Below are 24,227 nucleotides of genomic sequence, written 5' to 3'. Positions count from 1 at the left end.
AGTTTGAGGAAGTGGTATGAAACAAGCCATTTTACAGCTATCCCAGATAGACAAAGCCTTTCCTGGGGTTAAGGCGCTAGATAAAGCGGGTTTGAATGTGTACCCAGGCCGAGTGATGGCTCTAATGGGTGAGAACGGCGCAGGAAAATCGACTCTAATGAAGGTGTTAACGGGGATCTATTCTAAAGATGCCGGCACCATTCGCTATCAAGATAAATCTGCAGCCTTTAAAGGTCCCAAGGATTCTCAAGAGGCGGGTATTAGCATTATTCACCAAGAACTTAACCTTATTCCAGAGCTAACTATTGCGGAAAATATCTTTCTAGGCCGTGAATTTACCTCAAAGTTAGGTCGCATCCAGTGGGATAAAACCTATCAAGAAGCAGATAAGTTATTAGCTCGACTTAATGTAAAACACAGTGCTAAGACCCTGCTTGGTGAGCTGAGTTTAGGTGAGCAGCAGATGGTTGAAATTGCGAAAGCGTTATCGTTTGAGTCAAAGGTTATCATCATGGATGAACCGACAGATGCTCTAACCGATACGGAAACCGAGTCTCTATTTGCTGTTATTCGAGAGTTAAGAGAGCAGGGCTGCGGTATCGTTTATATCTCCCACCGTCTCAAAGAAATCTTCGAGATCTGCGATGACATCACCGTACTTAGAGACGGCAAGTTTATCGGTGAGTGTCAGGTTTCATCTACCGATGAAGATGGGCTAATTGAGATGATGGTTGGCCGTAAACTCGATGAACAGTACCCCCGTATTGCGGTGAGCCATGGTGATCTTTGCCTTGAAGTTAAAGGCCTAACCGGCTCTGGTATTCACGATGTGAGCTTTAACCTCAAGCGCGGTGAAATCTTAGGGGTTTCAGGCTTGATGGGGGCTGGGCGTACGGAGTTAATGAAGATTATCTATGGCGCTCTGCCAAGTGAGCGAGGCGTGATTAATCTAAATAACCGAACTATTAATCCTGCCACTCCACAAGATGGGTTAGCCAATGGCATAGCTTATATCTCTGAAGACCGTAAGGGTGATGGCTTGGTCTTAGGATTGTCAGTCAAAGAAAACATGTCGCTTTGTTCGCTAAACAAACTCACTAAGGGTGGGCGTATCCAGCATAGTGATGAGGTAGTGGCGGTAGATGATTTTATCCAGCTATTCAATATTAAAACCCCAACACGCGAGCAGATTATTGGCAATCTTTCTGGGGGTAATCAGCAAAAGGTTGCGATTGCTAAAGGCCTAATGACTAAACCAAAGGTTCTTATTTTAGATGAACCGACTCGTGGTGTAGATGTTGGGGCTAAAAAAGAGATCTATCAATTAATTAACCGCTTTAAAGCAGATGGAATGAGCATCATCTTAGTCTCCTCAGAAATGCCAGAAGTACTGGGGATGAGCGACCGAATTATTGTGATGCACGAAGGTCGAATTAGTGGTGAATTTGATGCCAAACAGGCAGACCAAGAGAAATTAATGGCGTGTGCCGTTGGCAAAAAAATCAAAGAGGTAGCAGCATGAGCAGCAAGGCTATGAACAAAACAACAACCGAACCTAGTGTGAAGAAATCCTTGATCAGTAAACAATGGCTAATTGAACAAAAGTCATTGATTGCACTATTATTTTTGATTGCAGTAGTGTCATTCTTAAACCCGAATTTTTTCACGCTTGATAACATCCTAAATATTCTGCGTCAAACCTCAGTTAATGCAATTATCGCAGTGGGCATGACCTTAGTTATTCTCACCGCTGGTATTGATTTGAGCGTCGGCTCAGTGCTAGCCCTGTGTGGCGCTTTTGCTGCCACCATGATTGGTCTCGAAATCCCCGTAATAATAGCCGTACCCACTGCATTGTTAGCAGGAGCGGCGCTCGGTGCAATTAGTGGTGTCATTATCGCTAAAGGTAAAGTACAGGCGTTTATAGCAACCCTAGTCACTATGACCTTATTGCGCGGCGTCACTATGGTTTACACCGATGGTCGACCTATCTCAACCGGCTTTACCGACACCGCTGACGCCTTTGCTTGGTTTGGTACCGGCTATGCGTTTGGTATTCCAGTACCAGTGTGGTTGATGGTTATCGTATTTGCATCGGCATGGTATTTGCTAAACCACACTCGCTTTGGTCGTTATGTATATGCCCTTGGTGGTAATGAATCTGCAACTCGTCTATCTGGTATCAATGTTGACCGCGTCAAAATGGGTGTATACGCCATCTGCGGTATGTTGGCTGCACTGGCCGGTATCATTGTGACCTCTCGTCTATCTTCAGCTCAGCCTACCGCAGGTATGGGTTATGAGCTTGACGCTATCGCAGCAGTTGTACTGGGTGGTACAAGCTTGATGGGTGGTAAAGGACGTATTATGGGAACATTGGTCGGTGCGCTTATTATTGGCTTCTTAAACAATGCCCTTAACCTGCTCGACGTTTCTTCCTATTTCCAGATGATTGCCAAAGCTGTGGTGATTCTGCTGGCGGTAATGGTAGACAATAAAAATAAATAAGTTTTTCTACAACCTACAACCATTGGCTAGCAATGCCAGTCAATGGATAAAACTAAATGGTTGAACCTGTACCTACACAAGGAAATTATAATGAAAAAACTCACTGCTTTAATCTCTGCAGCCCTACTGTCTTCAACAATGTCTGTTTCAGCGCATGCTCAAGATACGATGGCAATTGTTGTTTCAACTCTTAACAACCCATTCTTTGTAACTATGAAAGATGGTGCTGAAGCTAAAGCCAAAGAGCTGGGCTACAACCTAATTGTTTTGGACTCGCAGAATGACCCAAGTAAAGAGCTCTCGAATGTCGAAGATCTTACTGTGCGTGGTGTTAAGGCTATCTTGATCAACCCAACAGATTCAGATGCAGTATCCAATGCAATCCGTATGGCTAACCGTTCTAATATACCTGTACTTACCTTAGACCGCGGCGCGAACCGTGGGGATGTGGTGAGTCATATTGCATCAGATAATGTTGCTGGTGGTGAAATGGCTGGAAAATTCATCATGGAAAAAGTAGGTGAAACTGCGAAGGTTATCCAACTTGAAGGCATTGCGGGTACGTCTGCTGCACGTGAGCGTGGCGAAGGCTTCATGAAGTCAGTAAAAGAAAGCAAAATGGAAGTTCTAGCCAGCCAGCCAGCTGATTTTGACCGCACTAAGGGTCTTAATGTAATGGAGAACCTGCTAGCCGCAAATCCAAATGTACAGGCAGTGTTTGCGCAAAATGATGAAATGGCGCTAGGTGCATTGCGTGCTGTGCAAGCATCGGGTAAAGATGTGATGATCGTTGGCTTTGACGGGACTGATGATGGTATTGCAGCGGTTAACCGTGGCTTGCTTTCTGCAACAGTTGCCCAGCAACCAGACTTGATTGGTGCTCTAGGTGTTGAGACTGCGGCTAAAGTCCTTAAAGGCGAAACCGTTGAAAAGAACATCCCTGTGCCTCTAAAGGTTATTGCTAAGCAGTAATATGTGATGTTTGTTTAAGCCCCCTTTTCCTTTTTTGGGGGCTTATCAAATAGGTGTGAGTTTTTATAAAGAGTTCACACCTATCTGAATATATTATCTTAATTTACAACTCGTAGAGGGCATCCCATGAGCAAACTGATTGTTTTGGGCAGCGTGAATGCTGACCATGTTTTGCAGGTACCATCTTTTCCTCGCCCGGGAGAGACCTTACACGGACACAAGTATCAAGTGATTCCTGGTGGCAAGGGGGCCAACCAAGCAGTTGCGGCGGCTAGGTTGAATGCCGATGTTGGGTTTGTAGCAAGCGTGGGTGATGATTCATTTGGTATCAATATTATTGATAGCTTCAAGGGTGATGGTATAGATACACAAGGTATCAAGGTTGTCACCGATCGCCCGACAGGTATCGCAATGATCCAAGTGGCAGATAGCGGTGAAAACAGCATCTGCATCTCAGCTGAAGCTAACGCTGAGCTTACTGCACAAGTTATTGAAAGTGATCTTAGTGCGATAGCCGAAGCGCAGTATCTATTAACTCAGTTAGAGACACCGTTGTGCGGCATCCAAAAAGCCGCGCAACATGCAAAGCAGCACGCTACCCAGGTGATCTTAAACCCAGCTCCAGCCTGTCAATTATCCGATGAACTGCTTAAATTAATTGATATCATTACGCCAAATGAAACCGAGGCTGAAGTGCTCACTGGTGTCGCGGTTGTCGATGAAGCGTCGGCGCAATTAGCGGCTAATAAGCTCCATCAAAAGGGTATTCGCACAGTGATGATAACCCTTGGTGCCAAAGGGGTATGGGTGAGTGAGAATGGTGAAGGGCAAATTGTTGCCGGATTTAGGGTTGAAGCTACAGATACTACTGCAGCGGGAGACACCTTTAACGGCGGTTTGGTGACCGCACTTCTAGAAGGTAAAGATCTGTATCAGTCGATTGTGTTCGCACATGCCGCTGCTGCAATATCTGTTACGCGCTTCGGAGCTCAAACTTCGATTCCAACTCGAAGCGAAGTTGAAGCATTTTTAGCGAAATAAGAGGCAAATATGGCGACAATGAAAGACATCGCAAAGCACGCGGGGGTATCTACCTCTACAGTAAGCCATGTGATTAATAACAGTCGCTATGTGAGCGAAGAGATATCCAAGCGAGTGAACAACGCAGCGAAAGAGCTCAACTATTTCCCGTCAGCGTTGGCGCGGAGCTTAAAGCTGAATCGAACCAATACCTTCGGTATGTTGGTAACCAATAGCACCAACCCTTTTTTCGGTGAGGTTGTGAAAGGGGTTGAGCGTCACTGCTATCAGCTCGGCTACAATTTGATCCTATGTAACACCGAAGGCGACCATGCTCGCATGCGAGATTCAATTGAAACCTTGATGCAAAAGCGAGTAGATGGGTTGATCTTGATGTGTCCTTCTTTAGAAGGAGAAAATCTTGAGGTGTTTGATAGGTATCCTAGCTTGCCGGTAGTAGTTATGGATTGGGGGCATATCAGCTTTGAGGCGGATAAGATCCAAGATAACTCACTACAAGGTGGCTATATCGCCACTCAGCACTTGATTGACAAGGGACATCAAGACCTAGGTTGTATTACCGGACCTTTGATTAAGTATCAAGCTCAAAAACGCTTTGAAGGATTTAAGAAAGCACTTAATGACGCCAACATGACGGTGAATCCCGATTGGATTGAAGAGGGAAATTTTGAGTGTGAAGGCGGATACGATGCTTTCTATCGCTTACTTGCAAAAGGAAACTTACCCTCGGCATTATTTGTATGTAACGATATGATGGCCATGGGGGTTATAAATGCTGCCACCGAAAGTGGTATACGCATCCCTCAAGATCTGTCAATCATCGGCTATGACGACCTACAGATTTCTCGGTTTATGGCTCCCGCCCTTACCACTATCCATCAACCTAAGTTTCGTTTAGGAAAGGCTGCGGTTGATGCGTTACTTAACCGGCTGAAAGGTCCGGACACTGAGTATGAAATCGTTGAGCTTGAGCCAAAGCTCACCGAGCGTCAAACCGTTAGCGCTATTATCTAGTTGAAATATATTCGGGACTGTCCCGTTTCTAATATGTTTGAAAATATTGGGACTGTCCTGAATAAAACACCTTACAATCAACTTTATTTTGATAGTGGGTGCTAACTTAATGGTCATTGCTTAGAAGTAATGGGCTATCTTCTGATAGCGCTGTTTGATATGTTCGATTAGCATTTTTATCTTTTGAGGTGGGTATTTTGAGTAAGGGTAAACGGCATAAATCCCAAGATTCTTTGCGACTTGCTCAGGAAAAAGGTCAATTAAGGTTCCTTTCTTTAAATCCTGATAGACAAGACAGCGGGGTACATACGCGATCCCTCTTCCACCTAAGGCTGCCTTGCGCAGTGCACCTGCGTTATCAGTAGAAAACGTTCCTGAAACGTGCACAAAATAGTTGTTGTCCCTAGTTTTAAACTCCCATTCGTTGGCGCCGGTTAATTGATAGGCGTATTGCAAGCAATTGAATTCTGATAGTTGATAAGGGGATAACGGCCTACCGTTTTGTGCAATGTAAGTGGGAGAGGCGCACACTATCCATTGTGAATCGATAATGTGCTGAGATACTAAGCTCGCTTGCTCCATATAACCCGTCCGAATCACAAGATCGAACCCATCTTCAATAAGCTCAACAAAGCGATTATCTAGAGACATATCTACGCTAAGGCCTGGATTTTGATTACAAAACTCTGATACGGCATCAGCCAACAATAGGTCCCCGGAGATAGTTGGGACCGACATCTTGATATGTCCTTCAATTTTCTCATCAAATTTAGATACGGCATCTAATGCTTCTTGCGTGGCTTGCCTCACATTTCTAGAACCAATATAGAGGGCTTTTCCTGCCTCTGTAAGTGATAGCTTTCGGGTACTTCGATATAGAAGTTGCACTCCAATTTGTTGCTCTAAACGAGAGATACGCTTACTGACAACAGAGTTTGTAAGGTTATTCCTATCAGCTGCTTTGCTAAAACTGCCAAGTTCGACTACCTGAGAAAAAAGGATTAGGTCATTAGAATTCATTGATTATGTCATTTTAGGAAAGTATCAATGTCATTGTTTCCATATATCGAAATAATGTAAAGGGTTAAGTTATCAAAGTGTTAACAGACGTTTAATTGAACGCAACAGTATGCTCATAGAAGAACAAGGATATAACTACCATGAGTGATACCATCTTAGCCCTTATTGCTTTTTCACCTATTGTGGTGGCGGCAATATTGTTGGTTGGCCTAAATTGGCCAGCAAAACGCGCCATGCCAGTGGCGTTTGCGTTAACGGTAGTGATAGCGTTAACGGTATGGGATATGTCAGCAAACCGAGTGTTGGCTTCAATATTTCAAGGATTCGGAATCACCATTTCCGTGCTTTGGATAATCTTCGGTGCCATCTTCTTGCTGAATACCCTCAAGCATACTGGGGCAATCTCAACGATCCGTAATGGCTTTATCAATGTATCACCAGATAGGCGTGTGCAGGCGATTATTATCGCATGGTGCTTTGGCTCATTTATTGAGGGTGCGTCCGGCTTTGGAACACCAGCGGCAATAGCGGCTCCGCTATTAGTTGCGATTGGTTTTCCAGCTCTAGCCGCAGTGTTGATGGGTATGATGATCCAATCAACTCCAGTTTCATTTGGAGCGGTTGGTACACCGATTATTGTTGGGGTAGATAGAGGATTAGATACTACTGCAATCAGTGCTGCTCTACTGGAGAACGGCTCTAGTTGGGTGGCGTACCTTCAGCAGATAACCGCTGGTGTGGCGCTCATCCATGCTGTAATTGGTACCCTGATACCAGTGCTTATGGCGATGATGTTGACACGCTTTTTTGGTAAGAATAAGAGCTGGACAGAAGGGCTAGATATTCTTCCTTTTGCACTATTCGCAGGTTTAGCCTTTACCATTCCTTATGCGTTAACGGGTGTGTTCTTAGGACCTGAGTTCCCATCTTTGATTGGCGGTTTAGTTGGCCTTTCTGTTGTGGTATTTGCCGCAAAACGTAACTTCTTAGCCCCTAAGAAAACGTGGGATTTCGAACATGAAAGTAAGTGGCCAGCAGAATGGTTAGGCTCTCTAAAAATGGACCTTAAAAAAGAGACGGCTAAGCCAATGAATATGGTTGTTGCATGGCTTCCATATGTTCTATTGGCTGTGATTCTAGTGGCGAGTCGTGTCAGCACGGAATTTAAGTCGTTGCTGACCAGTATTAACCTTGGGGTGAGCAATATTCTTGGTGAAGCAGGCGTGAGCGCTGCTATTCAGCCTCTCTATCTACCTGGCGGTATCTTGGTGTTTGTGGCCCTGCTAGCGGTGCTGATCCAGACTCAAAATGTAAAGCCATTGGTAAAAGCGTTTGGTGAATCAAGTAAAACCTTAATCGGGGCTGGATTTGTATTGGTGTTCACCATCCCTATGGTACGTATCTTTATTAACTCGGGAGTCAATGCGGCTGATTTAGCCAGTATGCCAGTTACAACCGCAACCTTTGCCGCTGGACTAGTTGGCGATGCGTTTCCTGCATTGAGTGCAACTGTCGGTGCACTGGGTGCCTTTATCGCAGGCTCAAATACGGTGTCTAATATGATGTTCAGCCAGTTCCAATATGAGGTTGCACAGACATTAACTATATCTAGCGTGGTGGCGATTGCTCTGCAAGCTGTAGGTGCTGCGGCGGGTAATATGATTGCGATTCACAACGTAGTTGCCGCGTCAGCGACAGTTGGGCTACTCGGTCGAGAAGGGGCTACGCTGCGTAAAACCATTATTCCAACGGCGTATTACTTGTTGGCTGCGGGTCTGATTGGATTGATAGTGGTATACGGATTTAAGTTTACTGACTACCTAATGTAGGACAAAGCTAGAGGGCGTTGGACGCCCTCTGATTTTCTTTCAATACCAACGAGCTGACTATGATAATTTCTTCTCCAAATGACTTTCGCGCTGCCGCTAAATCAAAGCTTCCACCCTTTTTATTTCACTACATAGATGGTGGAGCAAACTCTGAACACACACTAGGTAGAAACACCAGCGATCTACAACAGGTGGGGTTAAAACAGCGCATACTGAGAAACATGGAAGGCCTTAGTTTAGATACGGAATTGTTTGGCGAAAAGCTAGCATTGCCGGTAGTACTTGCTCCGGTAGGGCTAACGGGGATGTACGCGCGACGTGGTGAGGTGCAAGCGGCAACTGCGGCAAGTAACAAGGGAATTCCGTTTACCATGTCTACGGTTTCAGTCTGTCCTATTGAAGAGGTTACACCAAAGATTGACCGCGATATGTGGTTTCAGTTGTATGTACTCAAAGATCGTGGATTCATGAAAAATGTCCTCGAGCGTGCAAAAGCCGCTGGGGTGAAAACCTTGGTGTTCACGGTAGACATGCCAGTCCCAGGCTCTCGTTATAGAGACATGCATTCTGGTATGAGTGGGCCTAATGCCGCTATTCGTCGCGTGATGCAGGCGGTAATGCACCCAGATTGGGCGTTGCAAGTGGGCTTGATGGGGAAGCCACATGATCTGGGCAATATTTCGACCTATCGTGGACAGCCTACCAACCTTGAAGATTACATCGGCTGGTTGGGCAATAACTTTGACCCATCAATTTCATGGAAAGACCTAGAGTGGATCCGTGATTTATGGGATGGACCTATGATTATTAAGGGTATCCTCGACCAGCAAGATGCTAAAGACGCAGTTCGTTTTGGTGCCGATGGCATCGTAGTCTCAAATCATGGCGGAAGGCAGCTTGATGGTGTGTCTTCAAGTGTTAACGCTTTGCCATCGATTGCCGATGCGGTTAAAGGCGATATAAAGATTTTAGTGGATTCTGGGATTCGTTCAGGACTGGATGTGGTGCGTATGCTCGCCCTTGGCGCTGATTGCACCATGATCGGTCGCTCATATATCTATGCTTTGGCCGCCAAAGGGCAGGCTGGTGTTGAGCAACTTATTGAATTATATGAAAAAGAAATGCGAGTTGCTATGACTCTGACGGGTGCTAAAAGCATCAAAGAGTTGAATAGGGATGCGCTAGAAACCACGCACCAAGCCTTGCTTAGCGGCAAGTTGCTGTAGCGAAAACTAATAATAAGAATTAACCAGTGAAGCCCTATTGGCTTGGCTGGTGTCTGTCTCAGGGGAGAGGTATGAGCCGGAATAAAGCCAAAGATATACAAAAGTTAGTTGAGAACTTTAGTCAAAAAATTGACGAAAAACGCATTATTACCCAACAGGATCAATGCCTTGCATATGGTACCGATGCCAGTTTCTATCGCCTGATCCCACAAGTGGTACTTAGGCTAAAAGATCTTGATGAGGTTATTTTTGCCATTCAAAGTTGTCGTGAACTTAAGGTGCCGTTTACCTTTCGTGCGGCAGGTACAAGCCTTTCTGGTCAGGCGGTTTCTGATTCCGTTCTTATCACCCTCACTGACGATTGGCGTGGACATCATATCCATGAAAATGGCCACAAGATAACCCTTCAACCTGGTGTTATTGGCGCAGATGCAAACAAATACCTAGCCCCTTTTTCACGTAAGATTGGGCCAGATCCAGCATCAATAAATACGTGTAAAGTGGGTGGAATAGCGGCAAATAATGCCAGTGGTATGTGTTGTGGTACCGCGCAAAATTCATATCGAACCCTAGAAAGTATGAAGATTGTCTTTCAGGATGGAACTCTGCTCGATACCGCTTCAAATGAGAGTATTGAGAGCTTTAAGAAAACCCACGCCCAACTGTTAGATGGTTTAACTCAGCTTGGGATGGAAACGCAGAATAATCAGGATTTACGACAGCTGATAGAACATAAGTATCGACTGAAAAATACCACGGGTTATTCATTGAATGCTCTGGTTGATTACCGCGACCCGATTGATATTTTGCAACACCTTATGATTGGTTCCGAGGGTACCTTGGGATTTATTGCTGAGATCACCTATAACACTGTGGTTGAGCATGCCCATAAGGCTTCGGCATTATTGGTCTTTGGTGATATTGAACAGGCAAGCCTTGCGGTTACCACGCTATCAAAGTTGCCAGTGGCAGCCGTTGAATTGATGGATGGTCGAGCGCTTCGTTCTGTGGCAAATAACGCAGGTCTGCCTGAGTTTATTAAGACGCTAGGTCTTGATAGCACTGCACTATTGATTGAGTGTCATGCAAGTTGCAGCCACGAGCTTGAAGATAAGTGTGCTCAAGTGATGTCGGTATTATCTGATTTTACAATTCCTCACTCTGTAGATTTCACTTCACAAAAGAAAACAACCGATACCTTGTGGTCTATCCGCAAGGGTATGTTTCCTGCGGTAGGTGCGGTGCGTGATGTAGGCACTACGGTCATTATTGAAGATGTTGCCTTTCCTGTGGAGCGACTGGCAAACGGCCTGCGCGACCTTCAAGCTCTATTTGATGAATACCAATACAATGAGGCAATCATCTTTGGGCATGCCTTAGAAGGTAATTTGCACTTTGTATTTACTCAAGGGTTTGATTCTCAAGTCGAGATAGAGCGCTATGGCGCTTTTATGGATGAAGTGGCGCAGCTGGTTGCGGTTAAATATCAAGGTTCGTTGAAGGCAGAGCATGGCACTGGGCGTAATATGGCTCCATATGTTGAACTTGAATGGGGCAAAGATGGCTACCGCTTGATGCAACGTATTAAGCAATTATTCGACCCGCAAGGGCTGTTAAATCCAGGCGTTATTATTAACGATAACCCTCATTCGCATATTGAAAACCTCAAGCCAATGCCTGCTGCAAATGAGATTGTTGATAACTGCATTGAGTGTGGGTTCTGTGAGCCTGTATGCCCGTCACGGACATTGTCACTGTCACCGCGCCAGCGTATCGTGTTATATCGTGAAATTCAGCGTAGGCGTGCCGCGGGAGAAGCCCCTGAGCATAGTGAGCTAGAAAAAATCTTTGAATACCAAGGGCTTGATACCTGCGCTGCCACCGGATTGTGTGCCGATCGTTGTCCTGTCGGGATCAATACTGGCGATCTTGTTAAGTCACTACGCACCGCAAAATATCAAAAGTATCAAAGTATCGCGCGCTGGACTTCTGAACACTTTGATACCACCACCAAGCTTGTTAAAGCAGGCTTAAAAGTAAACCAGTTAGCGATGAAGGGGCTGGGGGAGAATAACCTTGGCAAAGCCAGCAATGGGCTACGTAAGCTATCACGCAATACGGTACCTCAATGGCTGCCAGAACTGCCAACGGCTAACTCTCATAAAGCGCAAGCTCAAGGTAGTTCTGATAAAAAATTGGTGTATGTCCCTTCGTGCGCCTCTAGAACTATGGGGGCTCAGGCTCAAACTGACGATAAACGAAGCTTGACTGAGGTCACGTTATCACTGGCTGAAAAGGCGGGCTTTGAGGTAATTATACCTAAAGGGTTGGACGATCTTTGTTGTGGTATGCCATATGACAGCAAGGGTATGAGCGCCCTTGCTAAGACAAAGTCACAACAATTGGAGCAGGCGATATGGCAGGCAAGCGATAACGGGACAGTCCCGGTATTTATGGATACCAGCCCGTGCGCTAAATTGAGCCAAGAGCAATTTTCTAAGCCACTTAAAATTGTTGAACCAACAGGACTGGTGTTTGAGCATCTCTTGCCTCATTTAAGCATTGAACAAAAGCAAGAAACCGTAATGCTACATGTAACCTGCAGTTCAAAACGGATGGGAATTGAAGGGCAGATGCTAGATCTGGCTAAGGCATGCGCATCAGAGGTAATTGTGCCTGAGCATATCGCGTGCTGTGGCTGGGCTGGAGATAAAGGCTTTACTACGCCTGAGCTTAACGCCGCCGCGGTTCATCCGCTAAAAGAACAGGTTCCCGATTCTTGTACTAGAGGCTTTAGTAATAGTCGCACCTGTGAGATTGGGCTTTCTCACCATAGTGGGGTCCCATATCAGTCTATTCTGTATTTGGTTGACGAAGTTACCCGTTAGTATCTTCAGCTACACAATCTGCGCCCAGTTGATATAAACTGGGCGTTTTTTTATGCCAAGGAAGTCGTCATGAACCCAGTGGATATCGGTAAGGCCTACGATCAGATAACTGAGCGTTGGACAAGTAATAACTTCAATATGAACAATGGGATAGAAGCCCATAAACGAGCGCTAAGCTTTGTTGAGAATAAAGGACAGGCACTTGATATTGGCTGTGGTTGTAGTGGACGCTTTGTTGATTTACTACTCGAAGAGGGCTTTGAGGTTGAGGGGATAGACGTTTCTCGCAAAATGATAGACATTGCGTCAAACAAACATCCTCAGGTTCGGTTTATTCACGCTGATATATGTGAGTACCCACTATCGAGGAAATACAGTTTTATTACGGCTTGGGATAGCCTTTGGCACCTTCCACTATCACAACAAAAATCCACCTTGATTAAGATAGTTGATAGCTTAGCTAGTGGAGGGGTATTTATTTTCTCTTTCGGTGGCACTGAGCAAAGTGGCGAACACAGTAATGATGTAATGGGGCCAAAAGTCGCGTATTCGAGCTTAGGCTTGAATGGATTTTTGCAGTTGTTTGTTGGGCTTAGGTGTAAAATACGGCACTTGGAGTTTGATCAACACCCTGAATTACATACCTACCTGATTATCGAAAAAATCTAATTACTCGATTTCTTGGCGTAGCTGGTTGAGGTATTGACGCATGAATATAGCGCGCTTAGTTCCTTCTTTTTGGCCAGATTTTGTCTGCATAGTTTGTGGTAGCTTAAATAGCTTGCTAAAAAAGTGGTCAATACAATAGCGTTTGTCATCTAATTCGCGCTTATCTGCGAAAGGGTCTTGTGCCTGATAGAGGGAGGATGACAACTGAGTACTTACTTGAATGCAGCGTGCTATGCCAATGGCGCCCAACGCGTCTAGTCTGTCGGCATCTTGAACCACCTTAGCTTCAATAGTTTGTGCGCTAATATTGGCGCTATAGCTATGTGCACTAATAGCGTGGTAGATAGCCTTATGGGTGTGGCTTGGGTAATCTAATTCGATGAGAAATTGTACTGCCTTATCAGCTGCGAGCTGCGAGGCTAGGTGTCTATCTGGGTGGTCTTTCGGTAGGTTGACACAGTCGTGTAGATAGGCGGCTGGAACGACGATGTCCAGTTGCGCCTTTTCTTGATTGGCTAATAATTTTGCAGTTTTGACCACTCTTTTGATATGGGATATATCGTGCGCACTATCGGTTTTCATCTGCTCACTGATAAAGCGTAAAAATAGCGATTCATATTGCTCGAAGCTGCTCATAGCGATTTATCTGTAGGAAAGATTTTATTGAAATATTCTAGTACCAGAATGGAATCTGGGGTGAATGTTATTCCAAGTTGTTGCGCGTAATCATCGAAGAACTTTTGATGCGCTTTCTTCCACCATTCAAGGGTCTTGTCTCCTTCACCTTCCAAGGTTGCAAACTCTTGCCCCACATCTTTAAAAGCACAGGTTTCGACTCGTTCAATTTGTATGATACAAACGGGATTCTGTTGCCAATCTAATACTACGGTTAGGTCACCTGCTTTGGGTAAGGGAACACCTTCAATATCGTAGCCTGACTTTAGGCTACATGAAGCGCGCTTTTGATGGTTGTTGATGAGTTTTGCGCACTCATTGGCGTTAAATTCATCGGCACAAAAATGCTCAAAGCTGATGCGGCTGAGTGGATCTATTTGATTGTTGTTTAAGGTATTTAGGTAGGTATCTAGATACTGCTTCTGCTTACAAGTCATAGGTGCACTCACTTTCATAATGAGTTATTTATTCTATAGATTGTACAAAGCAAAGGCGTGATTTAGCGCAGTATTTGGAGAAAATTAGAGCGATAAATAGTAACTATCACGGTCACCGATAAGGGACCGTGATAGTGAAAATGATAGTTCTAGGGCTTATAGGTTTTCGCCGTAGATATCAAAGTTGAAGTATTTGGCCGCAATTTTGTCATAGGTTCCATTGGCGCGGATAGCGGCAATAGCTTTGTTAAACTTCTCGGCTAGTGCTTTATCTTGTTTACGTAGCGCAAGGGCTGTGCCTTCACCGATATATGCTTTGTCCGTAACCGCTTCACCTTTAAATGTGAATCCTTTACCAATGTCTTTTTCAAGGAAAGCCAGTTCAAGTTGGTCAGCGTTGCCAAACGTGGCATCAAGACGGCCATTTTTCATATCAAGGTAGACTTCATCTTGTCCTGCATAGCGTTTGATTTCAGCTACGTCACTAAACTTATCTGTTACATAGCGATCATGAATAGTACCTTGCTGAACACCAATTACTTTACCTTTCAGACCGGCTTTATCCATGCTGAAGTTTGTATCGGCTGCTGCGACGAAGCGAGCAGGTGTTTGATAGTATTTATTAGTAAACAGAATGCGTTTCTGACGCTCTTTGGTGATACGCATAGAAGCCATGATAACGTCTGATTTGTGAGCGAGTAGGCTTGGAATAAGTGCATCCCAGCCTTGAGATACCCAAGTACATTCTAGCTTTGCTTCTTTACAAAGAGCGGCAGCAATTTCAATATCAAAACCCGTTGGTTCACCCTGTGCGTTTTTATAGTTAAACGGAGGGTAGGTAAAGTCAGATGCTAAGCGAACCTCTTTTGCACTCACTACTGTTGAAGCTAAGGTTGCGGCAAATGCTAGGGCCATAATGATCTTTTTCATGTTTAAGTCCTTTATAGTGATGTTTGAGGGTATTGGCAGATCAAATCAGCGACTTCGAGCATAGATGCTTGTGTGCCGATGGTGATTCTTACACAGTTATGTAAAGCGCTTTCATGGCTTTGATTACGCGTCACGACCCCATGTTTCTTTAAATAATCAAACAGGTTAACGTCCTGCTTGGTGCGAATAAGTACAAAGTTTGTTGAAGATGGGTAAATAGTTTCTATCCAAGGTTGCGCTTTAATAGCGTCTACAAACGTTTGCTTTATGTGAATAAGCGCTTGGGTATTATCCATCGCGATCTTGATCCCTTGCGTAGATAGGGCATCAAGAACGATTTTTGCTGAGCAATCTGGCATTGGATAAGGTGGAATGAGCTTTTGAACAAACTGCATTACTTCGGGCGCGGCCAGGATAAACCCGCAGCGCACTGCAGCTAAACCAAAGGCCTTAGATAGGGTTCGAATTACAACTAGGTTTGGGTAGTCTTTGATGAGTGCCACTAAGTTGCTGTGCAATTCAAACTCAATATAGGCCTCATCGACAACGACCAAAGCCTTATCGGATGTGCCTTCAAGTACCTTGATTATATCATCGCGCTTGAGCAGATTACCGGTTGGGTTATTTGGTGAGCACAGGAAGACCAAGCTTGCTGATGACGCTAATTGAATCACCTGGTCTGTGTTAAGCGAGAAGTCAGGTGCCAATAGCGGCGCATCAAGGGTTTCAATGGCAAGCGCATCGGCACAAAACTCGTACATTGCATAGGTTGGAGAGGTGATTAAAATCTTGTCTTCACCTGGTTTGCAAAAGGTGCGAATCAATAAATCAATGGCTTCATCTGCACCACGTACCGCTACCGCTGGAGTGTCTGTCTCGCAATATTCTTGATAAGCCTTGGCAATATCATGGGGCAAAAAATCTGGATAACGATTGTAGTCGCTATCAGCTGAATTATATTGAACACCTTGCTCTAACTCATTCGCATTTAGCCACAGCCGGCCTGAGCCACCAATACGACGTGCGGATTGATACGGTATTAATTTTTTTATACTCTCAGGCGCTAGTTTTTCTGCTAAAGATGTCATTGTTGAGCAGTCCTTTTTGCATTCAAAGTCATCTTAATGACCTTAAAGTGAATATCTATTGTGTTTTTTTAATAATTTAGTCAAAAAGCTATTGAGAGTGAATCGAAATAATTACATACTACCTATGATAAAAACGCATACCTTGGTAATTTAATGAAGCATCACCTTCCAACAACTAAAAATCTGCAAGCTTTTTTAGCTACAGCGCAACACCTTAACTTTACTCATGCAGCGCAGGCGTTAAATATGACGCAAGGCGCGCTTAGTCGGCAGATTCAAGCACTGGAGGATGTGGTTGGGGTTGCTCTTTTCTATCGGCAGGCGAGGGGACTTAGCTTAACCCCACAGGGAAGTAAGTTTATTCCCTTGGTTGAAGATATTCTTACTCGTATGCGAAATGCGATGTTAGAGGTTGCGGAGCGTTCAAATCGAATCAAGTTAAATGCACCGAGTTGCCTTACCTCTTGGCTACTGCCTAAATTAATGTCATTTCAACAGTTCTACCCGGATATTGAAGTGGAGCTAACTTCCAGTATTAAGCATCAAGTTCTCCCCAATTTTGATGAATTTGACTTGGTTATCTTATATGGAAAGCCAACACAGTCGTTATCCGTAACCCAATATGTGCTGTTTGATGAACTTCTGACACCGGTATGTTCTCCAGAATTGTGGAAAGTGACCCTAGATGATGACTGGCAAGAGTCAGACCTTTCTCGCTTTACATGGTTGCATGCAGATATCGAACAGCAAGATTGGAAGCTATGGATAAAAAGTAGAAATAGCGGTTTGCAAAAAGCGAAGCGCAATCAGACATTTTCGACACTCGATCAAGCCATGAATGCCGCACAGCAAGGATTTGGAATTGCAATTGGAGATATTACTTTGGCCAAGCAGGACTTAAATATGAATCGATTAATGCGTCCCTTCGAAACTGCGGTTGCATCGGGACAAAGTTATTGCTTATTGAGACCTGAGCAAGCCCAAGAAACATCGATTGACTCATTTATAAACTGGCTATTAGAGCAGAGCGCCACGTAACATTTCCTTGCAAATACAAATGAGAGCTAGAAGCGGTATTACGATACTGGTTTAAGCAAACATGGACATCTTTGCTAGCATGATAGTACGTCTTTAAATAGAGATAGTTATGAATAGTCGCAGTACCGGTTTTGGGTTGGTGTTTACGGGTATCACTTTACTGCTGTTAGAAGAGATCTACGCTATTGCCCTACTAGAAAAGCTTGGCCTTGAACGTGAAATGAATCTAATTATTATTCTGTTATTAGTAGTGACGGGACTAGTTATGCTGTTACTTAAAAAATATATGAACCGCTAATCTAATGATGCTAAGGATATTAGGGTGCTGTTTGTTGTTTTTCACGCCATTAGTTTGTGCTGATAATGTGCTGGAACTTAAATATCAGAAACGCCTAACAACCGAACAGAAAGCTTACCAGCTGGTGATTGAAAGTGGAGTAAATGAACAATTTACGGACTTAATCGAGAGCTTATTTCCATTCAAACAACGCTTAACCCTCGTCTATGGTGGTGAAGAAGGGCCACTGTATGACCCCGAATCACATACTATATTCATCCCTTATACATTTATTCTTGATACTCAATTTTATTTTGCCAAGCACCGCCCCAAACAAGACGTTGAGCAAGGGGTGATAGATACCTTATTGCATACTTTGCTGCATGAGGCAGGACATGCATTGGTAGAAGACCAAGATATCCCCATCCTAGGTAAAGAAGAGGACGCGGTAGATAACCTAGCGACCTTAATAATGCTTGGGTATTTAGACAACGGGACTCAAGCCGCTTTGAATGCCGCAGGTATGTTTGGTTACGAATCTGAAGATGGCGAAGAGTATTATGAACTAGGCGAATACGCTGGAGAGCATAGCTTTGATTTACAACGCTATTTTTCTACATTATGTCTTATTTACGGTAGTGACCCACAAGCCAACGCAGATCTGCTAGATGAAGTAGAAGATGATTACCTTCCCCAGCAACGAGAAACCTGTGAAGAGAGCTACTTGCAACTAAATTATAACTGGCACAGATACCTGAAAGGCAAAGCGCAGTAACAGAGTGCGACTCAACGGGACTGTATTGATGGTCGAACGCTTAAAGTTCCGGTCATATCACTCCAGAATCCAGAATCCAGAATCCAGAATCCAGAATCCAGAACCCAGAACCTAGGTCCCAGCTCCCAGGACCTAGATCCTACCATCGTTTCAGCCCCTCAGCTGTCAAAATACACTCCGCTACTTGATATTAATATTCCTATCACGTTGGTCGTACATATCTGGTGTGGTGTGCACACCACCGGCATAGCCGGCTTTTTCTAGTGTTTCACGTACGTCTTTTACATCCTCAGTGGTTACTGGAATATCTCGTGCGCCTAAATGATAACGAACAAAGGTGATAAGATCGGCTAGCTGTTGATCCGACAGTACATCTTCAAAGCTTGCCATCGGCATGAAGTTTTTATCTTCAACCAGATAGGTTGGCTGAAGACCACGTACCGCCACTGCAATAGTATTGAATGGGTCGCGATGCATTATGATGCCATTGTTTAATAGCGCAGGGGCGATAGGCTCGCGTCCTTTACCATCATCTCCATGACAAGCACCACAGGTTTGAGCATAGGTTTTATAAATCTCGGTTTTGTAAGCGCCTTGGCTAAAGCCTTTTGGTTTTAACACCACCGAATCCGTTGCGATGCTGTTATTTACATCACCTTTGAGTAGATAATAAGACATACTTTCAACGTCTTCTCGAGTCATTAGACTGAGACTGTTCTTAATTACATCGGCCATACCTGCAAACGCGGTGCCTTTGTCTGAATGCCCTGTGTGCAGGAAGTCAGTAAGAGAGTCTAAGTCCCATCCATCTACGTATAATTCATTGGCGGTAATATCTGGAGCATTCCAACCATCAATGATATTGCCTTGGAAGATACGGTCGCTAATAATCGCTTGGGCGAGGTTTCTCGGGGAGTGGCACTCAGAGCAGTGACCAAGACCGGCTACCCAGTATTTTCCTTGTTGCCACTTTTCAATATCTTCAACGGTATCACCCAATTCAGCTGGTACCTCATAAGAGAGCGGGGCGGTATCCATGAATACAACATTCCATCCCAACAAGCCAAGGCGGATATTGGATGGGAATATCATACTGTTGTCGTCATTGCGGCGAGGAACCGCAGTGATAGATTGTAGGTACTCCCACATATCGCGCATGTCTTGTTCTGAGACGTGTTGATATGAGGTATAAGGCATTGCCGGATACAAGTATCCATGGCGCCCTTTGCCATCGACCAGTGCCGCTTTAAAGTCATCAAAGTCATATTCACCAATACCCTCACTGCTATGAGGAGTGATGTTGGTAGAATAGACGGTACCAAATGGTGTCACAAAAGGCAGTCCGCCAGCAAAGGGTTCGCCCCCTTCGGCGCTGTGACAGGCAACACAATCACCTGCATGCGCTAGGTACTCTCCACGAGTAACAGCACTTTGGTCTAATTTTGCAAGCTTGTCATCATAGTCAAGGCGCGCCTTGGTTAGCATGGCACCGATAGCTAGAATCTCGTTGCGAGATAACTGCTTTTCAAATGCAGGCATGACGTTATTGAGGCCATAGAGAATGGTATGTTGGATCTCTTCGATACTGCCGCCATGTAGCCAGGTGTCATCGGATAATACGGGAACGCCCATATCTTGGTTTGAATGAGAGCCATCGCCATGGCAAGCAGAACAATACTGCATAAAGGTTTGTTTACCCAACTCTACCTTGACGGGGGGGACATCGGTATGACGTTGATTGAGTGAGGCTAAGTAGTAAGATACTTTGGCGATTTCATCTTCAGTGAGTATCTCTAAATAACCCGCCATGGCACCGTTGCGCCCCTTCTCGATAGAATGCAGGATTGCCTGATCGCTGCCCCCGTACATCCAGTCATTATCGATAAGGTTTGGAAAATGCTTTTGTCCTTGAGCGTTGTCTCGGTGACAAGCGGCGCAATGAGTTTTAAATAACATTGCTCCGCTATTGGTAATGGCATCATTGGTCGCTAGTGAGGCTAATGATACGTCAGATAGTTGCGCAAACTGTTGGTCTAAATTGGTAGTAGGAGTACTGAGTTTATCCTCACTCTGCTCCCAATCTACTAAGCCGTGCCAGTTTCCCATTCCCGGGTATAAAATAAGGTAACCAACGGCTATTACTAAGGCTATTGCGTAGGCGATAAACAATAGTTTAGGTGCTGGTGCATCGTTTTCAGCCACGCCATCAAAGGTATCTAAGGTTTTGTCAGCGTCGGCGGTGTGGTTTTTTCTCCAGTAATAGACCACAACAATTATCATCACGATAGAAAATGAGATGATGCTTAGGATGGTCCATAAATTCCAAAAGTTACTCATTACATGGCCTCCGCTGCGGTATCAATCCCTAGGCTTTGCAGGTAGTGAATTAGTGCTTCACCCTTGGTTTTTCCTCTTACCTGAAGTCTTGCATTCGCGATGTCTTCATCGGTATATGGCACGCCAAGAATACGCAATGTCTCCATCTTGTTGGTGATATCGTCACCGGAGAGCTTTTGTTCAAATAACCACGGATAAGCGGGCATTATAGAGGTCGGAACCACAGCTCGAGGATCAACCAAGTGCAGTACATGCCATTGGTCAGAGTATTTGCGACCTAGATTGGTTAAGTCTGGTCCTGTTCGCTTTGAGCCCCATAAATTTGGGAATTCGTAGATATCATCCGACTCTTGATTGGGCCTGCCATTGCGTTTGGTTTCCGGTTCAAGAGGGCGCACCATCTGGGTGTGACAAACATGGCACCCCTCACTAATATAGATATCTCGCCCAGCGACCTGCACTGCGGTTAAGGGTTTAGCTAGGCTGCCTTTGGCGATATCGTCGCCACGCACTAGGTTTGGAACCAATAGCACTATGATGGAAAATGAGGCAACGACTATAGTGGTGATGATCAAAATCACCACTGATTGAGTGAAGTCTTTATTCATGATTTTATCCCCCGAGCAAGGATAGGTCTGGGCATATTCACTGTGCGATAGAGGTTATAGATCATAAGAACCAGGCCAATAACAAACAGTGAACCGCCAAAGAATCGAAGAAATAGCCAAGGTGCTTTGAAGTCCATAGCTTCCACGAAACTGTAGATAAGCTCACCGTTTTCTTGTTGAGCTAACCACATATACCCTTCACCAATACCCGCTACCCAAAGGGCTATGGCGTAAATTGCAACCCCTGCATGGGCTAGCCAGAAGTGCCATTTGATTAGGCGATTTGACCAGAGCTGCTCTTTACCCCATAGGCGAGGTATAAAGTAATAAAATACCGCAATACCGGACATCCCAACCCAACCTAATGCGGCGGAGTGTACATGCCCAATTATCCATTCACTGTTGTGGGCGACCATGTTAAACCAGCGAATTGCTAATAGTGGACCTTCAAACGTTGCTAAGCAGTAATAGAGTACCGCAGAGAAGAAGAACAGCATTATGTAATCGTTCTTCATTTTTTCTTTGTTCTGCCAGAGTGTCATACCACTATTAAATGCCCCAGCCCAAGATGGTAGCCAAAGAATCAAGGACATCACAATACCAATGTTTTGCAACCAAACGGGTACAGATGAGTACACTAAGTGGTGAGTTCCAGCCCAAGTATAAAAACCGACTAGACCCCAGAAGTGAATAACGGATAAACGATAAGAATAGATGGGACGCTCTGCTACCTTGGGAATAAAGTAGTAGTTCATACCTATGACACCTGCAGTCAATAAGAAGCCTACAGCGTTGTGTCCCCACCACCATTGAACTATGGCATCTTGTGCGCCGGCAAACACCGAATACGATTTGGTAAGTGAGGCAGGCATTGCTAGGTTATTTACAATAAATATCAATGCGATAACTATAATGAAAGCGGCAAAAAACCAGTTGGCAACAAAGATATGATTGATCTTTCTTTTGGCTATGGTGCCAAAGAATAGAATGGCATAAAGCACCCACACCAGTACGATTAGTAGGTCGATAGGCCACTCTAGTTCAGCATACTCTTTTGAGGTGGTATAACCGAGAGGTAAGGTCAGTACTGCCAGTAATAATACCAACTGCCATCCCCAAAATACCATCCATGCGAGGCTCTTGTTGAAGAGTTCGCAGTGCCCTGTTTTTTGTGCGATATAGAGAGAGGCACCCATCAATATATTGACCACGAAGCCGTAAATAACCCCGGAGGTATGTAGCGGACGCAATCGGCCAAATTGAAAATATTCAGAATTAAAATTTAGGATGGGCCAATAGAGTTGAGCGGCAAGGATCACACCGATTAACATCCCAATAAATGCCCAAGTGACAGATGCCACCACAAAGTATTTAACGACCTTAGTGCTGTAGTCGGGAGTTGTTGTATCCATCATGTCCCCTGATTACTTAGCGTCACTGCCGAGTTGTGAGTAAAAGTATGAAATATCTCGGATGTCCTGCTCAGAGAGCGTATCAACCTGTTGCTGCATCAAGATAGCTAATCCACTGGTTCGTTCACGCGCTTTGTAGTCTTTAAGCGAGGAGATGAGGTATCCCATTTTTTGTCCCCGAAGATTGGGGTAGGGATCGAGAGTTGAAATGCCATCTTTACCGTGGCAGGTCATACATACCTTTGCTTTTGCTTTACCAATTTCGAACTGTTCATCTTTGGCTGCATCTGCTGTGGCGGTAAAGCTTAATGCCGCCATCAAAGTCCAAACTAGCTTCATATTAAATCCTTTTTAAGCTACTCCTGTAATCGGATTACAGGCAGGGAATAGCAAAAAGTATAGTTAATATATAAAGGATTGCTGTATATCGTGTTGCGGATGTTACTTAAAAATAATCAAATACCGCAATTTGAACGCTTTGGGCTCTTTTTGACTAGATGGTCTATCTTAATTATTGAATTAAATACTTTTTTAGCGCTGTGCAGAGCTAAGCATAACTGTCAGTTATCCATAAGTTTTCAAGTTAAGGGGTGTTATGGGTGCCATGTTATCAGTAAGACAAAAGGCCAATCTCTATCTTAAGCTATTTAGCTTTAACAAGGTGCCTATGCTGTGGTTGTGTCGACCTAAAATCATTCGTATAGACGATGATATGGTCGAGGTTAAGGTTCCCCTTAGAAGGCGCACCAAAAACCACTTAGATAGTATGTATATAGGAGCGTTAGTGGCAGGGGCCGATGTTGCGGGTGGGTTTTTGGCCGCGATGAAGGCTCAAAATCAAGGCCAGCCAATATCGTTAGCATTTAAGGGCATTAAAGCTGATTTTATCAAAAGGCCTCAAAGTGATGTGCACTTTATATGTACTGAAGGTGCCAGCATTGATGACATGCTAAATGAAACCATATCAACTGGTCAGCGAGTAAATAGAGATGTAACTATAGTTGCGACCTGTCCCAAGTTAGAAGGTGATGCTCCCGTTGCAGAATTCAAGTTGACCTTATCACTCAAGGCTAAGTAAACTCGGTGCAAAGGAGAATTTATGCATAAAATTCGATTGGCACTGCTGCTTGTGTTAGGGGCTTTCAGTTTACCAAGTCAGGCGACGACTGGTTTTTTGGATTCAGAAAGTAGCCAAGGGTTTTCTAAGGTGTGTTTTTATGATGTGTTAGGGGATACCCATGCGCTGAATTTGAAATCGACCGATATATGCCCTCTTACGCATGAGTTTGAGCTCACGCCTAAGCTACAACCTGCGGCCCCAGAAGCTCAAAAAACGGGTTTCTTTAAACGAGAAAAAATTGAGGGCTTTAATAAGCTCTGTTATTACGATGTATTAGGTGAGAGCTATATTCTTAATATAGGGAGTACAGAAATCTGTCCTCTGACCTATAAGTTTTAGCACGAAACCTTGTCGCGTTATAAT

23 protein-coding genes are annotated in these 24,227 nt (G+C 44.4%); 14 read left to right on the top strand and 9 right to left on the bottom strand.

What is annotated here, in order from left to right; translation table 11 throughout:
• The first annotated feature begins 16 nt into the window (after nt 1-16).
• The 5 genes from rbsA to OCU28_RS15865 all read left to right on the top strand — a co-directional run bounded on the left by rbsA (nt 17) and on the right by OCU28_RS15865 (nt 5,535).
• Nucleotides 17-1,522, top strand: a complete 1,506-nt coding sequence (rbsA, locus tag OCU28_RS15885; protein WP_261817856.1) for a ribose ABC transporter ATP-binding protein RbsA — start codon at nt 17-19, stop codon at nt 1,520-1,522.
• Complete coding sequence (gene rbsC, locus OCU28_RS15880; RefSeq protein WP_261817855.1) at nt 1,519-2,508, top strand: ribose ABC transporter permease; 990 nt, start codon at nt 1,519-1,521, stop codon at nt 2,506-2,508. The genes rbsA and rbsC overlap by 4 nt, the downstream gene beginning before the upstream one ends.
• Before the next feature lie 90 nt (nt 2,509-2,598).
• Nucleotides 2,599-3,480 (top strand): ribose ABC transporter substrate-binding protein RbsB, encoded by an 882-nt coding sequence (gene rbsB, locus OCU28_RS15875; protein WP_261817854.1) that lies wholly within the window; start codon nt 2,599-2,601, stop codon nt 3,478-3,480.
• A gap of 126 nt (nt 3,481-3,606) precedes the next feature.
• Nucleotides 3,607-4,521, top strand: a complete 915-nt coding sequence (gene rbsK / locus OCU28_RS15870) for a ribokinase (protein ID WP_261817853.1) — start codon at nt 3,607-3,609, stop codon at nt 4,519-4,521.
• Nucleotides 4,522-4,530: 9 nt separating this feature from the next.
• Nucleotides 4,531-5,535, top strand: coding sequence for a substrate-binding domain-containing protein (locus OCU28_RS15865; protein ID WP_261817852.1), 1,005 nt, complete (start codon nt 4,531-4,533; stop codon nt 5,533-5,535).
• Nucleotides 5,536-5,655: 120 nt separating this feature from the next.
• Here the strand turns inward: OCU28_RS15865 and OCU28_RS15860 are convergent, their stop codons facing one another.
• Complete coding sequence (locus OCU28_RS15860) at nt 5,656-6,555, bottom strand: LysR family transcriptional regulator (protein WP_261817851.1); 900 nt, start codon at nt 6,553-6,555, stop codon at nt 5,656-5,658.
• Nucleotides 6,556-6,695: 140 nt separating this feature from the next.
• Here OCU28_RS15860 and OCU28_RS15855 point away from each other — a divergent pair, with 140 nt between their 5' ends.
• The 4 genes from OCU28_RS15855 to OCU28_RS15840 all read left to right on the top strand — a co-directional run bounded on the left by OCU28_RS15855 (nt 6,696) and on the right by OCU28_RS15840 (nt 13,167).
• Nucleotides 6,696-8,384 carry an L-lactate permease gene (locus OCU28_RS15855; protein WP_261817850.1) on the top strand — a complete coding sequence of 563 codons (1,689 nt, stop codon included), beginning with the start codon at nt 6,696-6,698 and terminating at the stop codon, nt 8,382-8,384.
• Between the two features lie 59 nt (nt 8,385-8,443).
• A complete protein-coding gene (lldD, locus tag OCU28_RS15850; protein WP_261817849.1) occupies nt 8,444-9,610 on the top strand; it encodes an FMN-dependent L-lactate dehydrogenase LldD in 1,167 nt (388 codons plus the stop codon).
• Between the two features lie 71 nt (nt 9,611-9,681).
• A complete protein-coding gene (locus tag OCU28_RS15845) occupies nt 9,682-12,498 on the top strand; it encodes an FAD-binding and (Fe-S)-binding domain-containing protein (protein ID WP_261817848.1) in 2,817 nt (938 codons plus the stop codon).
• A gap of 69 nt (nt 12,499-12,567) precedes the next feature.
• Nucleotides 12,568-13,167, top strand: a complete 600-nt coding sequence (locus OCU28_RS15840) for a class I SAM-dependent methyltransferase (protein WP_261817847.1) — start codon at nt 12,568-12,570, stop codon at nt 13,165-13,167.
• On the opposite strand, the gene OCU28_RS15835 is transcribed toward OCU28_RS15840, so the two are convergent.
• From OCU28_RS15835 to hisC, 4 genes are all read right to left on the bottom strand, one after another.
• Complete coding sequence (locus OCU28_RS15835; protein WP_261817846.1) at nt 13,168-13,803, bottom strand: HD domain-containing protein; 636 nt, start codon at nt 13,801-13,803, stop codon at nt 13,168-13,170.
• Nucleotides 13,800-14,279, bottom strand: coding sequence for an ASCH domain-containing protein (locus tag OCU28_RS15830; protein ID WP_261817845.1), 480 nt, complete (start codon nt 14,277-14,279; stop codon nt 13,800-13,802). The genes OCU28_RS15835 and OCU28_RS15830 overlap by 4 nt, the downstream gene beginning before the upstream one ends.
• 156 nt (nt 14,280-14,435) lie before the next feature.
• On the bottom strand, nt 14,436-15,209 hold the full coding sequence (locus tag OCU28_RS15825) for an ABC transporter substrate-binding protein (protein ID WP_261817844.1): 774 nt from the start codon (nt 15,207-15,209) through the stop codon (nt 14,436-14,438).
• Nucleotides 15,210-15,220: 11 nt separating this feature from the next.
• On the bottom strand, nt 15,221-16,297 hold the full coding sequence (gene hisC / locus OCU28_RS15820; RefSeq protein WP_261817843.1) for a histidinol-phosphate transaminase: 1,077 nt from the start codon (nt 16,295-16,297) through the stop codon (nt 15,221-15,223).
• 153 nt (nt 16,298-16,450) lie between these two features.
• Here hisC and OCU28_RS15815 point away from each other — a divergent pair, with 153 nt between their 5' ends.
• From OCU28_RS15815 to OCU28_RS15805, 3 genes are all read left to right on the top strand, one after another.
• The gene (locus tag OCU28_RS15815; RefSeq protein WP_261817842.1) at nt 16,451-17,335 is read left to right on the top strand and encodes a LysR substrate-binding domain-containing protein; all 885 of its coding nucleotides are present in this window, start codon (nt 16,451-16,453) and stop codon (nt 17,333-17,335) included.
• Between the two features lie 109 nt (nt 17,336-17,444).
• A complete protein-coding gene (locus OCU28_RS15810) occupies nt 17,445-17,633 on the top strand; it encodes a hypothetical protein (protein ID WP_261817841.1) in 189 nt (62 codons plus the stop codon).
• A gap of 31 nt (nt 17,634-17,664) precedes the next feature.
• Nucleotides 17,665-18,387, top strand: coding sequence for a DUF4344 domain-containing metallopeptidase (locus OCU28_RS15805; RefSeq protein WP_261817840.1), 723 nt, complete (start codon nt 17,665-17,667; stop codon nt 18,385-18,387).
• Between the two features lie 180 nt (nt 18,388-18,567).
• On the opposite strand, the gene OCU28_RS15800 is transcribed toward OCU28_RS15805, so the two are convergent.
• From OCU28_RS15800 to OCU28_RS15785, 4 genes are read right to left on the bottom strand one after another with little or no spacing between them, the layout of a single operon-like run.
• Nucleotides 18,568-20,724, bottom strand: a complete 2,157-nt coding sequence (locus OCU28_RS15800; RefSeq protein WP_261817839.1) for a c-type cytochrome — start codon at nt 20,722-20,724, stop codon at nt 18,568-18,570.
• On the bottom strand, nt 20,724-21,335 hold the full coding sequence (locus OCU28_RS15795; protein WP_261818298.1) for a cbb3-type cytochrome c oxidase subunit II: 612 nt from the start codon (nt 21,333-21,335) through the stop codon (nt 20,724-20,726). The genes OCU28_RS15800 and OCU28_RS15795 overlap by 1 nt, the downstream gene beginning before the upstream one ends.
• Nucleotides 21,329-22,744: a cytochrome-c oxidase, cbb3-type subunit I gene (gene ccoN, locus OCU28_RS15790; protein ID WP_261818297.1), complete on the bottom strand. Its 1,416-nt coding sequence runs from the start codon at nt 22,742-22,744 to the stop codon at nt 21,329-21,331. The genes OCU28_RS15795 and ccoN overlap by 7 nt, the downstream gene beginning before the upstream one ends.
• Nucleotides 22,745-22,756: 12 nt before the next feature.
• Nucleotides 22,757-23,062, bottom strand: a complete 306-nt coding sequence (locus tag OCU28_RS15785) for a c-type cytochrome (RefSeq protein WP_261818296.1) — start codon at nt 23,060-23,062, stop codon at nt 22,757-22,759.
• Between the two features lie 286 nt (nt 23,063-23,348).
• On the opposite strand from OCU28_RS15785, the gene OCU28_RS15780 reads away from it, so the two are divergent.
• Nucleotides 23,349-23,822 (top strand): DUF4442 domain-containing protein, encoded by a 474-nt coding sequence (locus OCU28_RS15780; protein WP_261818295.1) that lies wholly within the window; start codon nt 23,349-23,351, stop codon nt 23,820-23,822.
• Between the two features lie 21 nt (nt 23,823-23,843).
• Nucleotides 23,844-24,203 carry a hypothetical protein gene (locus OCU28_RS15775; RefSeq protein WP_261817838.1) on the top strand — a complete coding sequence of 120 codons (360 nt, stop codon included), beginning with the start codon at nt 23,844-23,846 and terminating at the stop codon, nt 24,201-24,203.
• The last annotated feature ends 24 nt before the right edge of the window (nt 24,204-24,227 follow it).

The sequence above is a fragment of the Vibrio gallicus genome (genome assembly GCF_024346875.1).
In the GTDB taxonomy this organism is placed as follows: domain Bacteria; phylum Pseudomonadota; class Gammaproteobacteria; order Enterobacterales; family Vibrionaceae; genus Vibrio; species Vibrio gallicus.
Note: the sequence above shows the minus strand (reverse complement) of the source record. Positions and strands in the feature narration are given on the sequence as shown.

Coding starts and splice junctions, on each gene's coding strand:
- OCU28_RS15845 (WP_261817848.1), top strand. CDS start 9,682: ATGAGCCGGAATAAAGCCAAAGATATACAAAAGTTAGTTGAGAACTTT.
- OCU28_RS15865 (WP_261817852.1), top strand. CDS start 4,531: ATGGCGACAATGAAAGACATCGCAAAGCACGCGGGGGTATCTACCTCT.
- rbsA (WP_261817856.1), top strand. CDS start 17: ATGAAACAAGCCATTTTACAGCTATCCCAGATAGACAAAGCCTTTCCT.
- OCU28_RS15860 (WP_261817851.1), bottom strand. CDS start 6,555: ATGAATTCTAATGACCTAATCCTTTTTTCTCAGGTAGTCGAACTTGGC.
- hisC (WP_261817843.1), bottom strand. CDS start 16,297: ATGACATCTTTAGCAGAAAAACTAGCGCCTGAGAGTATAAAAAAATTA.
- OCU28_RS15775 (WP_261817838.1), top strand. CDS start 23,844: ATGCATAAAATTCGATTGGCACTGCTGCTTGTGTTAGGGGCTTTCAGT.
- OCU28_RS15825 (WP_261817844.1), bottom strand. CDS start 15,209: ATGAAAAAGATCATTATGGCCCTAGCATTTGCCGCAACCTTAGCTTCA.
- OCU28_RS15810 (WP_261817841.1), top strand. CDS start 17,445: ATGAATAGTCGCAGTACCGGTTTTGGGTTGGTGTTTACGGGTATCACT.
- OCU28_RS15800 (WP_261817839.1), bottom strand. CDS start 20,724: ATGAGTAACTTTTGGAATTTATGGACCATCCTAAGCATCATCTCATTT.
- OCU28_RS15830 (WP_261817845.1), bottom strand. CDS start 14,279: ATGACTTGTAAGCAGAAGCAGTATCTAGATACCTACCTAAATACCTTA.
- lldD (WP_261817849.1), top strand. CDS start 8,444: ATGATAATTTCTTCTCCAAATGACTTTCGCGCTGCCGCTAAATCAAAG.
- OCU28_RS15840 (WP_261817847.1), top strand. CDS start 12,568: ATGAACCCAGTGGATATCGGTAAGGCCTACGATCAGATAACTGAGCGT.
- OCU28_RS15785 (WP_261818296.1), bottom strand. CDS start 23,062: ATGGCGGCATTAAGCTTTACCGCCACAGCAGATGCAGCCAAAGATGAA.
- OCU28_RS15815 (WP_261817842.1), top strand. CDS start 16,451: ATGAAGCATCACCTTCCAACAACTAAAAATCTGCAAGCTTTTTTAGCT.
- OCU28_RS15780 (WP_261818295.1), top strand. CDS start 23,349: ATGTTATCAGTAAGACAAAAGGCCAATCTCTATCTTAAGCTATTTAGC.
- OCU28_RS15855 (WP_261817850.1), top strand. CDS start 6,696: ATGAGTGATACCATCTTAGCCCTTATTGCTTTTTCACCTATTGTGGTG.
- ccoN (WP_261818297.1), bottom strand. CDS start 22,744: ATGGATACAACAACTCCCGACTACAGCACTAAGGTCGTTAAATACTTT.
- rbsB (WP_261817854.1), top strand. CDS start 2,599: ATGAAAAAACTCACTGCTTTAATCTCTGCAGCCCTACTGTCTTCAACA.
- OCU28_RS15835 (WP_261817846.1), bottom strand. CDS start 13,803: ATGAGCAGCTTCGAGCAATATGAATCGCTATTTTTACGCTTTATCAGT.
- rbsK (WP_261817853.1), top strand. CDS start 3,607: ATGAGCAAACTGATTGTTTTGGGCAGCGTGAATGCTGACCATGTTTTG.
- rbsC (WP_261817855.1), top strand. CDS start 1,519: ATGAGCAGCAAGGCTATGAACAAAACAACAACCGAACCTAGTGTGAAG.